Annotated in this window: 14 protein-coding genes; 9 read left to right on the top strand and 5 right to left on the bottom strand. The window is 64.1% G+C overall.

Annotated features, from left to right (window positions below; all coding sequences use genetic code 11):
* Positions 1–7 precede the first annotated feature (7 nt).
* The 6 genes from ABMC89_RS02510 to cysE all read left to right on the top strand — a co-directional run bounded on the left by ABMC89_RS02510 (position 8) and on the right by cysE (position 7,069).
* Positions 8–640, top strand: coding sequence for a phage distal tail protein, Rcc01695 family (locus ABMC89_RS02510; RefSeq protein WP_349564853.1), 633 nt, complete (start codon positions 8–10; stop codon positions 638–640).
* The gene (locus ABMC89_RS02515; protein ID WP_349564855.1) at positions 637–1,527 is read left to right on the top strand and encodes a phage/gene transfer agent baseplate hub protein; all 891 of its coding nucleotides are present in this window, start codon (positions 637–639) and stop codon (positions 1,525–1,527) included. The genes ABMC89_RS02510 and ABMC89_RS02515 overlap by 4 nt, the downstream gene beginning before the upstream one ends.
* A complete protein-coding gene (locus ABMC89_RS02520; RefSeq protein ID WP_349564857.1) occupies positions 1,524–1,958 on the top strand; it encodes an NlpC/P60 family protein in 435 nt (144 codons plus the stop codon). Before ABMC89_RS02515 ends, ABMC89_RS02520 begins: the two co-directional genes overlap by 4 nt.
* Positions 1,958–5,890, top strand: a complete 3,933-nt coding sequence (locus ABMC89_RS02525; protein ID WP_349564859.1) for a baseplate multidomain protein megatron — start codon at positions 1,958–1,960, stop codon at positions 5,888–5,890. The genes ABMC89_RS02520 and ABMC89_RS02525 overlap by 1 nt, the downstream gene beginning before the upstream one ends.
* Entirely contained in the window at positions 5,890–6,192 is a 303-nt protein-coding gene (locus ABMC89_RS02530) for a DUF7742 family protein (protein ID WP_349564861.1), read from the top strand. Before ABMC89_RS02525 ends, ABMC89_RS02530 begins: the two co-directional genes overlap by 1 nt.
* Positions 6,193–6,256: 64 nt before the next feature.
* Positions 6,257–7,069: a serine O-acetyltransferase gene (gene cysE, locus ABMC89_RS02535; protein WP_349564863.1), complete on the top strand. Its 813-nt coding sequence runs from the start codon at positions 6,257–6,259 to the stop codon at positions 7,067–7,069.
* A gap of 110 nt (positions 7,070–7,179) precedes the next feature.
* On the opposite strand, the gene ABMC89_RS02540 is transcribed toward cysE, so the two are convergent.
* The 5 genes from ABMC89_RS02540 to ABMC89_RS02560 form a co-directional block, all read right to left on the bottom strand.
* Positions 7,180–8,547 carry a pyruvate dehydrogenase complex dihydrolipoamide acetyltransferase gene (locus tag ABMC89_RS02540; RefSeq protein WP_349564865.1) on the bottom strand — a complete coding sequence of 456 codons (1,368 nt, stop codon included), beginning with the start codon at positions 8,545–8,547 and terminating at the stop codon, positions 7,180–7,182.
* Between the two features lie 12 nt (positions 8,548–8,559).
* Positions 8,560–9,939 carry a pyruvate dehydrogenase complex E1 component subunit beta gene (locus tag ABMC89_RS02545; RefSeq protein ID WP_349564867.1) on the bottom strand — a complete coding sequence of 460 codons (1,380 nt, stop codon included), beginning with the start codon at positions 9,937–9,939 and terminating at the stop codon, positions 8,560–8,562.
* Entirely contained in the window at positions 9,939–10,961 is a 1,023-nt protein-coding gene (gene pdhA / locus ABMC89_RS02550; protein WP_349564869.1) for a pyruvate dehydrogenase (acetyl-transferring) E1 component subunit alpha, read from the bottom strand. The genes ABMC89_RS02545 and pdhA overlap by 1 nt, the downstream gene beginning before the upstream one ends.
* A gap of 129 nt (positions 10,962–11,090) precedes the next feature.
* Positions 11,091–11,381, bottom strand: coding sequence for an FtsB family cell division protein (locus ABMC89_RS02555; RefSeq protein ID WP_349564871.1), 291 nt, complete (start codon positions 11,379–11,381; stop codon positions 11,091–11,093).
* Positions 11,382–11,542: 161 nt separating this feature from the next.
* Positions 11,543–12,736 (bottom strand): phosphoglycerate kinase, encoded by a 1,194-nt coding sequence (locus tag ABMC89_RS02560; RefSeq protein ID WP_349564873.1) that lies wholly within the window; start codon positions 12,734–12,736, stop codon positions 11,543–11,545.
* A 137-nt stretch (positions 12,737–12,873) separates the two neighbouring features.
* Between ABMC89_RS02560 and ABMC89_RS02565 the strand changes: the two genes are divergently transcribed.
* The 3 genes from ABMC89_RS02565 (at position 12,874) to ABMC89_RS02575 (ending at position 14,446) form a co-directional block, all read left to right on the top strand.
* On the top strand, positions 12,874–13,380 hold the full coding sequence (locus ABMC89_RS02565; protein WP_349564875.1) for a peptidylprolyl isomerase: 507 nt from the start codon (positions 12,874–12,876) through the stop codon (positions 13,378–13,380).
* On the top strand, positions 13,373–13,927 hold the full coding sequence (locus tag ABMC89_RS02570; protein ID WP_349564877.1) for a peptidylprolyl isomerase: 555 nt from the start codon (positions 13,373–13,375) through the stop codon (positions 13,925–13,927). The genes ABMC89_RS02565 and ABMC89_RS02570 overlap by 8 nt, the downstream gene beginning before the upstream one ends.
* Before the next feature lie 150 nt (positions 13,928–14,077).
* On the top strand, positions 14,078–14,446 hold the full coding sequence (locus ABMC89_RS02575) for a GNAT family N-acetyltransferase (protein WP_349564879.1): 369 nt from the start codon (positions 14,078–14,080) through the stop codon (positions 14,444–14,446).
* Positions 14,447–14,496: the final 50 nt, after the last annotated feature.

Genomic DNA, 14,496 nt, shown 5'->3' on the forward strand with positions numbered 1-14,496 from the left:
AAGAGCGATGAACTTTCACGAGGTGCAATTTCCGCCCGATCTGAGCTTTGGTGCCGTGGGCGGGCCGCAGCGGCGCGTTGACGTGGTCACGCTGGCCAACGGCTACGAGGAGCGCAACACGCCATGGGCGCATTCGCGCCGCGTCTACGATGCGGGTCTGGGGCTGCGGTCGCTGGACGATATCGAACGGGTCATCGGTTTCTACGAGGCCCGGCTGGGACAGATGTTCGGCTTTCGCTGGAAGGACTGGTCGGATTTCAAATCGTCCATTCCGTCCGCCAAGGTCGATTACGCGGACCAGCTGATCGCGACCGGCGATGGGGAAACGCTGGCGTTCCAGCTGCGTAAGACCTACCGGTCCGGCGCGCATGAATACGCGCGACCCATTTCAAAGCCGGTGAAAGGGTCGGTTCTGATCATGGTCGAGCAGGATGAACAGCGCGAGACCATCGATTATACCGTCGATGAGACCACGGGCATCGTGACCTTCTTCGATGCCCCCGATCCGGATACGCGGGTCTTCGCGGGGTTCGAATTCGATGTACCCGTGCGGTTCGACAGCGACCGGCTGCTGACGAATATCGCAAGCTTTCAGGCCGGTCAGGTCCCCGACATCCCCGTGCGCGAGGTGCGGGTATGAGCGCGGGATTCAACGCAGGCCTTGCCGCGCATCTGGCGGGCGGGCTGACCACGGTGTGCCACGCCTGGGCGATTACCCGCTCTGACGGCAAGGTATTCGCATTTACCGATCACGACAGGCCGCTGTCCTTCGCGGGCATCCGCTTTCGCGCCGATACGGGCCTCAGCGCGCTGGCGTTGCAGCAAAGCACCGGATTGTCCGTGGACAACACCGAAGCACTGGGGGCCCTGTCGGATGCATCGCTGCGCGAGGACGAGATCGAGCAGGGGCGGTTCGACGGCGCGGACGTCCGCGCGTGGCTGGTCAACTGGGCGGATCCCGCGCAGCACTGGCTGAATTTTCGCGGCACCATAGGAGAGCTGACCCGTGCAGGCGGCGGTTTCCGCGCCGAATTGCGCGGATTGACCGAGGCGCTGAACCGCCCGCAGGGGCGGGTCTACCAGAAACCGTGCACAGCCGTTCTGGGGGATCGCATGTGCCGCTTCAACCTTGGCAGTGAAGGTTTCGTTCACGATATTCCGCTTCAGGGTCACAGCGATTACCGCCGGTTTACGTGGGATTTCACCCTGCCGTTCGCGCCCGAATGGTTCGCCCGCGGGCGACTTGAAGTCACCGCCGGACCGGCGGCCGGGCTTTGGGGTGCGATCAAATCCGACAGCATCGAGGAGGACGGGCGCGTGATCGAGCTTTGGGAGCCCATACGCGCAGGGATCGCGGCGGGTACCGTGCTGAGGCTGACGGCAGGGTGCGACAAGCGCACGGACACCTGTAGTGGCAAGTTCGACAATCTGAAAAACTATCAGGGCTTTCCCGATTTGCCGGGCGAGGACTGGGTCGTCTCGGTGCCCTCTGGGGCGAAGGCCAACACCGGCGGGTCGCGCAGATGAGCGCGGCGCAGATTGTGCGCGCGGCGCAAGCCTGGATCGGCACGCCTTATGTGCATCAGGCGTCCTTGCGGGGGGCAGGGTGCGATTGTCTGGGCCTCGTGCGCGGTGTGTGGCGCGATGTGTTCGGCACCGAGCCCGAAGCTGTCCCTGCCTATTCGATGGACTGGTCCGAACCTTCCGGAGAGGAACGCCTCTGGGCGGCGGCGTTGCGGCATCTGGTGCCGGTTGCAGCGCCGCAGGCAGGGTCGGTCGTTCTGTTCCGGATGCGCCATGGCGCGGTAGCAAAACACCTCGGCATCGTCTCGCGGGCGGGGGACGATCCCGCCTTTGTGCACGCCTATTCGGGGCATGGCGTTGTCGAAAGCGCGCTGACAGCCCCGTGGCGCAGGCGCGTGGTGGCGACATTTGATTTTCCACAGGAGGCCGACTGATGGCGACGATACTTTTCTCTGCGGCGGGCGCCGCGATTGGCGGCTCGGTTGGCGGTACTCTGGCGGGATTGTCTTCTGTCGCGATTGGCCGCGCGGTCGGTGCGACCCTGGGGCGCGTGGTGGATCAGAAGATCCTCGGTTCGGGGGCGCAGGCGGTCGAGACCGGCAAGATCGACCGCTTTCGGCTCACCAGTGCCGGCGAGGGCGATCCCGTTACCCGTCTGCACGGGCGGATGCGCGTCGGCGGGCAGGTGATCTGGGCCTCCCAATTCGAGGAGGTGACGACCACGAGCGGGGGTGGCAAGGGCGGCGGATCGCGGCCAAGGACGACCGAGTACAGCTATTCGGTCAGCCTCGCCATTGCGCTCTGCGAAGGCGAGATCAGCCGCGTCGGGCGGATCTGGGCGGACGGCGAAGAGATCGCGCCGGATGACCTGAACCTGACCGTCTACACGGGCAGCGCCGATCAACAGCCCGATCCGCTGATGGAGGCCATCGAAGGGCTGGGCACCGTGCCCGCCTATCGCGGCACAGCTTATGTCGTGATCGAGGCGCTGGCGCTTCAGGCCTACGGAAACCGGGTGCCACAGTTCTCTTTCGAGGTGCTGCGGCCCGAGCAGCTGGAATTCGATGCATCGACCCATGCGCTGACCTACGGGATCAACGGTGTGGCATTGATCCCCGGCACCGGAGAATATTCGCTGGCGACAACGGCTGTCAGCTATGAAGGAGAGAACAAGGCGCGGTGGAGCGCGAACATCAACTCCCCCTCGGGCAAGCCCGATTTCACGACATCGCTGGAGGAACTGGTCGAGGAATTGCCGAACCTCGCCGCAGCATCGCTCGTGGTGTCGTGGTTCGGATCGGACCTGCGGATGGCGCAGTGCGCGCTGCGCCCTAAGGTCGAGGACCCCACCATCGACGGAGAGGAAATGCCTTGGGTGGTGTCCGGTCTGTCGCGCGAGGACGCAGAGGTGATTGCGACAGGAACGGACGACCGGCCGATTTACGGCGGCACGCCCGCCGACGCGGCGGTGATCGAGGCGATCAGGGCGTTGCGCGCCGAGGGCAAGGAGGTGATGTTCTATCCCTTCATCCTTATGGATCAGGGGGACGGCAACACGCTGATCAACCCCTACACCGGCGAGGAGGGCCAACCGGCCCTGCCGTGGCGCGGGCGGATCACCCTCGAGCGTGCGCCCGGTGTCGACGGCACGTCGGACGGAACGCCTGTGGCGGCAACAGAGGTGCAGGCGTTCTTCGGCACCGCACGGGCGGCGCATTTCACCGTCACAGACGGGCAGGTCACCTATGACGGTCCCGACGAATGGTCGCTCACGCGGTTCATTCTGCATTACGCCGCGCTCTGTGCTGCCGCGGGCGGTGTGGAGGCCTTTTGCATCAGTTCCGAGATGCGCGGGCTGACGCAGGTGCGCTCTGGCAGGAATGTCTTTCCCGCCGTCGAGGCGCTGCGCGATCTTGCCGCCGAGGCCCGCAGCCTTTTGGGACCCGATACCAAAATCAGCTATGCCGCCGACTGGAGCGAGTATTTCGGATACCACCCGCAGGACGGATCACAGGATCACCTGTTTCACCTCGATCCGCTGTGGGCCGATCCGCAGATCGATTTCATCGGTGTCGACAATTACATGCCGCTGTCCGACTGGCGCGAAGGCGTGGCGCATCTGGATGCGCAGACGTGGGATGCGATCTACCAGATGGGCTATTTGCAAGCCAACATCGAAGGGGGTGAAGGCTTTGACTGGTACTACGGATCGCAAGAGGAGCGGGACGCGCAGATCCGGACGCCGATCACCGACGGGGCCTATGGCGAGCCCTGGGTCTTTCGCTACAAGGACTTCCGGGGCTGGTGGGAGAACCGCCATTACAACCGCATCGGAGGGGTCCGTGCGGCTGATCCGACCGGATGGGTGCCGGGATCGAAACCGATCTGGTTCACGGAATACGGCTGTGCTGCGATCGACAAGGGGACGAACCAACCCAACAAGTTTCTCGATCCCAAGTCGTCGGAAAGCCGCCTGCCCAGATATTCCGACGGGGCGCGCGATGACTTCATGCAAATGCAGTATTTGCGGTCGATGACAGACTATTGGGCCCGCCCCGAAAACAATCCCGAAGGACTGGAATACACCGGTCCGATGATCGACATGCGCCATGCGTTTGTATGGGCGTGGGATGTGCGGCCCTATCCTTTCTTTCCGGGCAATCGTGATCTGTGGAGCGACGGGCGCAACTACGCGCGGGGGCACTGGCTGAACGGGCGCACCACCTCGTGCAGCCTTGCCGCGGTGGTCGACGAGATTTGCGCGCGCGCCGGCGTCGGGGCGCGGGATACTAGCGGGCTTTACGGCGTGGTGCGCGGCTACGCCATGACCGACGTCAGCGATGCCCGCAGCGCGTTGCAGCCGCTTATGGTGCGCTACGGATTCGATGCGATCGAACGCGACGGGACGCTGTTGTTCCGGATGCGCACCGGTTTGCGGCCCACCGTGCTGGCGCGCGATACATTCGCCGTCAGCGACGATCTGGACGGGACATTGGTGCAGGTGCGTGAACCCGACGCGAGCCTGTCCGGGCGCATCCGGGTGCGCTTCGTACAGGCGGACGGTAATTTCGACGTGATCAGCGAGGAAGCCGTGTTGCCCGACGAACGCACCCATGCGGTCGCGGCTTCTGAATTCACCATGCTGATGACCCGTGCCGAGGGGCGGCAGGTGGCCGAGCGCTGGCTGAACGAGGCGCGCATCGCCCGCGAGACGGTGCGGTTTGCCCTGCCGCCCTCGCAGCTTGGCGTGCGGGCGGGGGATGTCATCTCGGTGCCGGCAGATCAGCGGGAGGGCGCGTCGCTCTACCGTGTGGACAGTGTCGAGCAGGCGGAGTTCCAGCACCTCGAAGCGGTGCGGATCGACCCGCAGCTCTACGACCCTGCGCCGCTGGATGACGAAGGGGCGCCGCTGCGGCGGTTCGTGGCGCCTCTGCCGGTGCTGCCGGTTTTTCTGGATCTGCCGCTTCTGCGCGGCGACGAAGTTCCTTTCGCGCCCTATATCGCGGCGACAGCATCGCCGTGGCCCGGAAGCGTGGCGCTCTACAGCAGCCAGGCGGGCGAGGATTACGCCGAGAACACGGTGCTGCCGGCGCGGGCGATCGTCGGGACCACGCGCACGCCCCTGTCCGCCACATGTCCCGGCCTGATCGACCGTGGCGAGGGGCTGGAAGTCCGTCTGATCAGCGGCAGGCTCGAATCGGTCAGCCGCGCGGCGCTGCTGGGCGGTGCGAACCTTGCCGCGATCGGGGACGGGGGCAAGGATAACTGGGAGGTTTTCCAGTTCCAGACCGCTACCTTGGCGGGCCCCGGCACCTATATCCTGTCGAATCGTCTGAGGGGGCAGGCGGGATCGGACGGCCTGATGCCCGATATCTGGCCTGCGGGATCGCAGTTTGTCCTGCTCAGCGGTGCCGTGCGCCAGATCGCGCTGGAGCGTAACCTGCGCGGCGTGGCGCAAACCTACCGGATCGGTCCGGCGCACAGACCGATCGACGACGGATCCTACCGTGAACTGACCCTCGCGTTCGACGGTAACGGCCTGCGCCCCTACGCTCCGGCGCATCTGCGCGCGTCGCAACGGCAGGACGGCGCGGTTGCGCTGGACTGGATCAGGCGGACGCGGCTCGACGGTGACCCGTGGGAGGGACCGGACGTGCCACTGGGAGAAGAAAGCGAGATGTACCTGGTCCGTATCGAGAAGAATGGCACGCTCCTGCGCGAGGAACTGACATCGCAGCCGCAATATCTTTATAGCGCAGCGGCGCAGAGCGCGGACGGCGCAAGCATTCCCTTCACCGCGCGGGTCGCGCAGATTTCGGCGACCTATGGTGCGGGTCTGTTCGCCCAGAGGATCGTGGGGATCTGATGCAGCGGTTGGGTGTGATGGACCTTCACCACGCGGCACGCGCTGTCGCGGCAGCCCCGCAAGCCCAGCGGGCAGGGCTTGCGGCGACCCTGTGTTCGGGTGCCCATGTCGCCCATAAATACGTCAAGCGCCTTGGCAGGTGGCATCCTGTCTGGGGCGACGGCAGTCTGCGCGCGGCGACCCATAGCTTTGCAAAGGTCGAAGGCCGGGTGATGGACACAAGGATGCTGGACGCTTATATTACGGTTTTACAGTGTCTTGAACGCAGGCTGCGCGAGAATTGCCGCCCATCCGGGGTGTGATGGGTTTGCGTCTGGCTCTGGTATGCTAAGTAACGGTGCAGACCTGCCGAAAAGGAGCCTTCCCATGGCCAGACCGCAAACCAGTATTTCAGCCGTAGATCCGGTATGGGACAGGATCACCACAGAGGCGCAGCGCGCGGTATCCGACGAACCCCTGATCGGGGGATTCGTACACGCCACCATTCTGCATCACCCGTCGATCGACAAGGCGTTGTCATACCGCGTCGCGGCAAAGCTGGCGTCGAACGAGATGTCGATGATGGTGGTACGCGAAGTCGTGGATCAGGCCTATGCCGACGATCCGACGCTTGTCGAAGCGGCGCGCGCGGATCTTGTCGCGATCTTCGAACGCGATCCGGCCTGCCACCGGCTGTTGCAGCCGATCCTCTATTTCAAGGGGTTTCAGGCCGTCCAGGCCTACCGCATCGGCCACTACCTGTGGAGCAAGGGAAAGCGCGACCTCGCGTATTTCTTCCAGATGCGTGTGTCCGAGATTTTCGGCGTCGATATCCACCCCGCCGCGCGGATCGGCAAAGGGATCATGATCGACCACGCCCATTCCGTGGTCATCGGCGAGACCGCCGTTGTGGGCGACAATGTCTCGATGCTGCATTCGGTCACGCTCGGCGGTACGGGCAAGGAAGAGGAGGACCGTCACCCCAAGATCGGAGACGGTGTGCTGATCGGGGCCGGAGCAAAGGTGCTGGGCAACATCAGCGTGGGCCACTGCAGCCGCATCGCCGCAGGTTCGGTGGTGCTGGAGGATGTGCCCCCCTGCAAGACGGTGGCGGGCATCCCCGCGCGTATCGTGGGCGAGGCGGGATGCGAGCAGCCCGCGATTTCCATGAACCATATGCTGGGCCCGTGGGAGGGCTGACCGCGCTGCCGCGACCCTGAGTAAACCGAAAAAGGCCGAAGCAATGCTTCGGCCTTTGTCTTGATAGGTTGCGCGCGCCCGGTGTCAGCCCCGGCGGCCTGAAGAGAACGTCAGGCGAGCATCGTCATCGGCGCTTCGAGATTGTCCTTGATCGCGGAAAGCAATTGCGCGCCCAGTGCGCCATCGATCACCCGGTGATCTACCGACAGCGTGACGGACATGACGGTGGCGACGGTCAGATCGCCGTCTTTGCCGACCACGGGTTTCTTCACCCCGGCACCCACCGCAAGGATCGCGCCGTGGGGCGGATTGATGACCGCATCGAAGTTGTCGATCCCGAACATCCCGAGGTTGGAGATGGCAAAACTGCCGCCCTGATACTCCTGCGGGCTCAGCTTGCGGTCGCGGGCGCGGGTGGCGAGGTCTTTCATCTCGGCGCTCAGGCTGGAGAGGGATTTCATCTCGGCGTCCTTGAGGACCGGTGTGAAAAGCCCGCCTTCGATCGCCACCGCAACCGCGACATCGGACGCGGTCATCTTGAGGATACGGTCCCCCGCCCAGACGGCGTTGGCTTCCGGCACCTGTTGCAGTGCCAGCGCGCAGGCCTTGATGATGAAGTCGTTGACCGACAGCTTCACGCCGCGCGGCTCGAGCTGCTTGTTGAGATCGGCGCGGAATTTCATCAGCGCGTCCAGATGGATGTCGCGACGCAGGTAGAAATGCGGCACTGTCTGCTTGGCTTCGGTGAGCCGCGCGGCAATCGTCTTGCGCATCCCGTCAAGTTTGACTTCTGCGTACTCGCGGCCCTCGTACATCTTCGCCACGGTATCGGCAGAGGGGCCTGCGGGCAGCGAAGCAGCGGCCTGCTTGGGCGCGTCCGTTTTCGCAGTATCCTGTTTCGCGTCGGCCGCTTTTTCGCTGGTCTTGGGCGCGTCCGATTTCTCGAGCGCCTCGACATCCGCCTTCACGATACGGCCGTGCGGGCCGGACCCGTCGATCGACGCAAGGTCGAGCCCCTTTTGCGCCGCGATCCGCCGTGCAAGGGGCGAGGCGAAAATGCGCGTCCCGTCCTTGCCGGTGGGGGCGGCGGGCGCCTCGGCGACCGATCCGCTTTCGGGACCGCCACGACCGTGCCCCTGTGCGGGCGCAGTCTGCTCGGACGGCTCTGCGGGCGCCACGTTCGACGAGGCCTCGGCCTCGGGCGCGGAGACCTCGCCGATGTCGTCAGCGCTTTCGCCTTCTTCCAGAAGCACGGCGATAGGCGCATTGACCTTGACGCCTTCGGTGCCTTCCTCGACGAGGATCTTGCCGATGGTGCCTTCGTCCACGGCCTCGAATTCCATCGTGGCCTTGTCGGTTTCGATTTCGCACATCACGTCGCCGGACGACACGGTATCGCCCTCCTTGACGAGCCATTTGGCGAGCGTGCCTTCTTCCATGGTGGGCGAGAGGGCGGGCATCAGGATCTCTGTTGGCATCTTGTCCGCTCCTTACCGGTAGGTGACTTTATGCACGGCCTCGATCACCTCTTTGGTGGTGACCAGCGCGTGTTTTTCGAGGTTGGCGGCATAGGGCATCGGAACGTCCTTGCCGGTGCAGTTGATGACCGGCGCATCGAGATAGTCGAACGCCTCCTGCATGATCACCGAGCTGATGTAGTTCCCGACCGATCCTTGCGGCCAGCCTTCCTCGACGGTAACAAGGCGGTTGGTTTTCTGCACCGACCGGATGATCGCGCCGGTGTCCATGGGGCGCAGGGTCCGCAGGTCGATGACCTCGGCCTTGATGCCGTCCTCGGCCAGCTTGTCGGCCGCTTCGAGCGCGTAGGTCATGCCGATACCGAAGCTGACGATGGTCACATCCTCGCCCTCGCGCCAGATCCGCGCCTTGCCGAAAGGAACAGTGTAGTCGTCAAGGTCCGGCACATCGAAGCTGCGCCCGTAGAGGATCTCGTTCTCGAGGAAAATCACCGGGTTCGGATCGCGGATCGCCGTCTTCATCAACCCTTTGTAGTCGGAGGCGGAGTAGGGCATCGCCACCTTCAGGCCGGGGACCTGCATGTACCATGCGGCATAATCCTGGCTGTGCTGGGCGCCCACGCGCGCGGCGGCGCCGTTCGGGCCGCGGAACACCATCGGTGCGCCCATCTGGCCGCCCGACATATAGAGCGTCTTGGCCGCCGAGTTGATGATCTGGTCGATCGCCTGCATGCCGAAGTTCCAGGTCATGAACTCGACAATCGGCTTCAGCCCGCCGAAGGCAGCCCCGACACCGATACCGGCAAAGCCGTGTTCGGTGATCGGCGTGTCGATCACGCGCTTGGAGCCGAATTCGTCCAGCATCCCTTGGGTGATCTTGTAGGCGCCCTGATATTCGGCAACCTCTTCGCCCATGATGAACACGGTCTCGTCGCGGCGCATTTCCTCGGCCATGCCGTCGCGCAACGCTTCGCGGACCGTCTGCTGTTTCAGCTTGGTGCCCTCGGGCCAGTCGGGGGTCACATCGGCCTGTGGTTCGGGGTGCGCCTTGCTTTCGGCGGGCGCGGTTTCCGAGGATTGTTCCTTGTCCGCCGGAACCGGGGCCGATGCGGATTCGGATTTGGCGGTGTCGATATCGGAGGCATCTTCGCCTTCCTCGAGAAGCACGGCGATGGGCGTGTTCACCTTCACGCCTTCGGTGCCTTCCTCGATCAGGATCTTGCCGATGGTGCCTTCGTCCACGGCCTCGAATTCCATCGTGGCCTTGTCGGTCTCGATCTCGGCCATGATGTCGCCGGAGGAAACGGTATCGCCTTCCTTGACCAGCCATTTGGCCAAGGTGCCCTCTTCCATGGTGGGCGAGAGGGCTGGCATGAGGATTTCAGTCGCCATTACACGGCCTCCTGCGGAATTTCGTCTGCGTAGATGTCTGTCCAGAGCTCGTCGAGATGCGGCTCGGGGCTCTCCTTCGCGAACTCGGCGCTCTCGTTCACGATGCCCTTGATTTCCTTGTCGATGGCCTTGAGGTCGTCCTCGCTGGCGTGATCGCCGGTCAGCAGCATCTTGCGCACCGCCTCAATCGGGTCGCGTTCGTCGCGCATCTTCTGGACCTCTTCGCGGGTTCGGTATTTCGCGGGGTCCGACATCGAATGGCCACGGTAGCGGTAGGTCTTGATTTCGAGGATGTAGGGGCCCTTGCCCGCGCGGCAGTGTGCGACAGCCGTCTCTCCGGCTGCCTTGACCGCCAGCACGTCCATGCCGTCGACCGCTTCGCCGGGGATGCCGAATGCCTTGCCGCGTTCCCAGATCTCGGCAGAGGAGGTGGAGCGCTGCTGCGCCGTACCCATGGCATACTGGTTGTTCTCGATCACGAAGATCACCGGCAGCGTCCAGAGCGCGGCCATGTTGAATGTCTCGTAGACCTGACCCTGATTCGCGGCGCCGTCGCCAAAGTAGGTGAAGGTGACGTTGTCGTTGCCCTTGTACTTGTCGGCAAAGGCCAAACCCGCACCCAGTGGCACGTTGGCGCCCACGATGCCGTGGCCGCCGTAAAACTTCTTCTCTTTCGAGAACATGTGCATCGAGCCGCCCTTGCCCTTGGAATAGCCGCCCTCGCGGCCGGTCAGCTCGGCCATGACGCCGTTGGGCTCCATCCCGCAGGCCAGCATGTGGCCGTGGTCGCGGTAGGTGGTGATGCGGCTGTCGCCGTCCTTGGCCGTGGCTTCGAGACCGACAACAACGGCCTCCTGACCGATATAGAGGTGGCAGAACCCCCCGATCAGCCCCATGCCATAAAGCTGGCCTGCTTTCTCCTCGAACCGCCGGATCAGCAGCATGTCACGGTAGTAGGCTTTCAGCTCATCCGCCGAAACATTGGGTGTCTCGGTCTTCGCAGTCGATTTGCGCGCCGCCATAGGTATCCTCCCTCTGCGTCCCGCTCCCCGCGGCACGAAAGTAGTTTAACGTTAAACTATACTCTAGAAGATTATGGGAGCGATGGCGAGGGCCGTCAACACAATGCAGCCATGCAGCAGGCGGATGCCTCAGCGAATGACGATTTCGTCGGCACGCACCATGCCCAGAACGGTTCGTGCGCGTTCGTCCAGCAGATCGAGGTCGAGATAATCGTCCGACAGGCGGCGGGTCAGGTTTTCCATCTGCGTCACTTCGGCGTTCACTGCGTCGAGCTGGCTCCGCAGGCTCTGCGCCTCGCCCAGAATTTCCGCACGGCGGAACAGGCCGAAATCACCCTGCACGGCGGCGAAGGTGAAATAGAGGCTCAGCGCGAAAGCGATCGCGAAGAACAACAAGGGACCGAAGGACGGTTTGCTCATGGTGTGCCTGTGTCTGCCGTTTGAAGCCACCTCTTCGCGGGTGGTCCCGTGACTATGACACAGGTGATTCGCCTTGTGAATCCCCCGACGCGCCCACAATGCATTATTTTGACGATTTGCGGTGTGAATGACCGGTGAGGTGCAGGGCAGGGGGTGGCTCCTCAGCCGCCCAGTGCCGCCACCCCCGGAAGGGTCTTGCCTTCCATCCACTCCAGAAACGCGCCGCCGGCGGTCGAGATATAGGTGAAATCCTCTGCGACGCCGGCCTTGTTCAGCGCCGCGACCGTATCGCCGCCGCCCGCGACAGAGATCAGCGCGCCCGCGCGGGTGCGTTCAGCGGCGGCCTGTGCGGCGGCGACCGTGGCGGTATCGAAAGGGGCGATCTCGAACGCGCCGAGCGGGCCGTTCCAGATCAGCGTCTTCAGCCCGTCAAAGGCCGCACGTATCGCCGCGATGCTTTCGGGGCCCGCGTCCAGCACCATCTGGTTGTCCTCAAGCGTCGTCTCGGCGCCCAAGGCCACGACATCATGGGCGGCTCCTTCCTCGAACGCACGCGCCACAAGGCCGTCGACGGGCAGCAGCACCCGACAGCCTGCGCGGTCGGCCTGCGCAAGGATGTCGCGCGCCGTGTCCAGATAGTCAGGCTCCAGCAGCGACGCGCCCAGCTGCGCGCCCTGTGCGGCGAGGAATGTGTTGGCCATGCCGCCCCCGATCACCAGAAGATCCAGCCGGTTCACGAGGTTTTCCAGCAGCGCGATCTTGGTCGATACCTTGGCCCCGCCCACAACGGCGCCCACCGGGCGCTCGGGCTTGGACAGGGCCGCTTCGAGCGCCGAAAGCTCGGCCTGCATGAGGCGCCCCGCGCAGGACGGCAGATGCCGCGCGATGCCCTCGGTCGAGGCATGGGCACGGTGTGCGGCGGAAAAGGCATCGTTGCAGAAGACATCGCCCAGGCCCGCGAGGCGGGCGGCGAAATCGGGGTCGTTCGTTTCCTCGCCGGGGTAGAAGCGGATGTTTTCCAGTAGGATCACGTCCGCGCCGCGGGCTTCCTCGGTCATGTCTTCGGCGGCGTCGAGTGTTTCGATCAGGCGCACGCTGCGTCCCAGCGCGTCGCGCAGGGCAGGCACGATCTGGCGCAGGCTGAGGTCAAGCGCGACCTTCCCCTTGGGGCGTCCGAAATGCGCCAGCAGCATCGGGTGGCCACCGCGGTCGAGGATATCCTTCACGGTCGGCACGATCCGGTCGATGCGGGTGGTATCCGTGACCTGACCGTCCTCCACGGGAACGTTGATATCGACCCGCGTCAGAACGCGTTTGCCGGATAGATCCATGTCGTCGAGTGATTTCCAGCCCATGAGAAGAATTCCGTCCTGTTCGTGCATATGTGTCCGCGTTGTTTTGCCGGTATCGCGCCGAGGGTCAATGGACCGGCTTGGCAATTCTGGTCGCGGGCCTTAGGTATCTCGTCAATACACGTCACAAGGAGCGCGGCATGGCCGAGATCAAAGACCCCGAAAACACGATCCTGATGGAACTCAGCGGCGGCACCGTCACTATCGAGCTTCTGCCCGATATCGCCCCCAAGCACGTCGAGCGGATGAAAGAGCTTGCCCGTGCGGGTGCCTACGACAACGTGGCCTTTCACCGCGTCATCGACGGCTTCATGGCCCAGACCGGCGATGTGCAGCACGCCAACATGGAAAAAGACTACAACCCGCGCATGGCCGGCACCGGAAGCTCCGACATGCCCGATCTGCCCGCAGAATTTTCCAAGATCCCGCACGCGCGCGGCAGCCTTGGCGCGGCACGCTCGGCCAACCCGAATTCGGCCAACAGCCAGTTCTTCATCAACTTCAAGGACAACGATTTCCTGAACGGACAGTACACTGTCTACGGTCAGGTCGTGTCCGGCATGGAGCATGTGGATGCGCTGACCCGTGGCGAGCCACCGGCGAATCCCGACCGCATGATCAGCGTGAAAGTCGCAGCCGATGCGTAATGTCTTGACCAGCGCTCTGCTTGCCACGGTTCTCGCGGGGCCCACATGGGCGACCGGTCTGGAAATCCAGATCGCGGGCGAGGCCGAAGGCACCGTCACCATCGACCTGCTCGAGGACGTGGCACCGGGCCATGTGGAGCGGATCACCACGCTGGCGCGTGAGGGCAAATACGACGGTGTCGTATTCCACCGTGTCATCGACGGCTTCATGGCGCAAACGGGCGATGTCGAACACGGTCGCATGGGCGGCGACATGCGTCGCGCGGGCACCGGCGGATCCGACATGCCCGATCTCGCGGCGGAGTTCTCGGACATTGCCTACGAAAAAGGTGTGGTCGGCATGGCGCGGGCGCAGAACCCCGATTCCGCCAACAGCCAGTTCTTCATCATGTTCGACGAGGCACCGTTCCTGAATGGCCAGTACACGGTCGTTGGGCGTGTGACCGACGGACAGGATGTGGTCGACGCGATCAAGCGCGGCACAGGCCCCAACGGCGCTGTCGTGGGAGAGCCGGACCGCATGGAAACGGTAACAGTGATCGAGTGATCCTGTGACCGTCACCAGAACACCCAAAGGCGCGTTTTCGGACGCGCCTTTTCTTTTGCGCGGGTGCTGCTGATGTGGAGCCTTCGACCCGCCACCGCCTCTGACGCGCGCGAAATCGCCCGGATTCACCGAAGCGCGCGCGACGCTGCGATGCCATGGCTTCCGCGGATCCATTCGGCGGGGGAGGATCTGTGGTATTTCCAGAATCGCGTCATCCCCTCCCAACGTGTCGATGTGGCGGTGCGCGATGGCCGCATCGCGGGGTTCAGCGCGCTCGATAAGGGCTGGATCACCCATCTTTACGCGGCACCCGATGCATGGGGGCGCGGTGCCGGCCGCACGTTGCTGCGCCGTGCCCAGGCTGGGCACAAACAATTGGACCTGTGGAGCTTTCAGCGCAATGCGGGCGCGCTGGCGTTCTACGCGCGCGCGGGCTTTGCCGAGGTCGCGCGCACCGACGGGGCGGAGAACGAGGAACAGATGCCCGATGTGCATCTGCGCTGGCGGGCAGGGGGATGAACGCAAAACGCCGCGGGCTCGTTGCCGCGGCGTTCAGAAGTTGGATTGGC

Origin of the sequence: Sulfitobacter sp. HNIBRBA3233 (genome assembly GCF_040149665.1) — a bacterium.
Taxonomy (GTDB): Bacteria; Pseudomonadota; Alphaproteobacteria; order Rhodobacterales; family Rhodobacteraceae; genus Sulfitobacter; species Sulfitobacter marinivivus.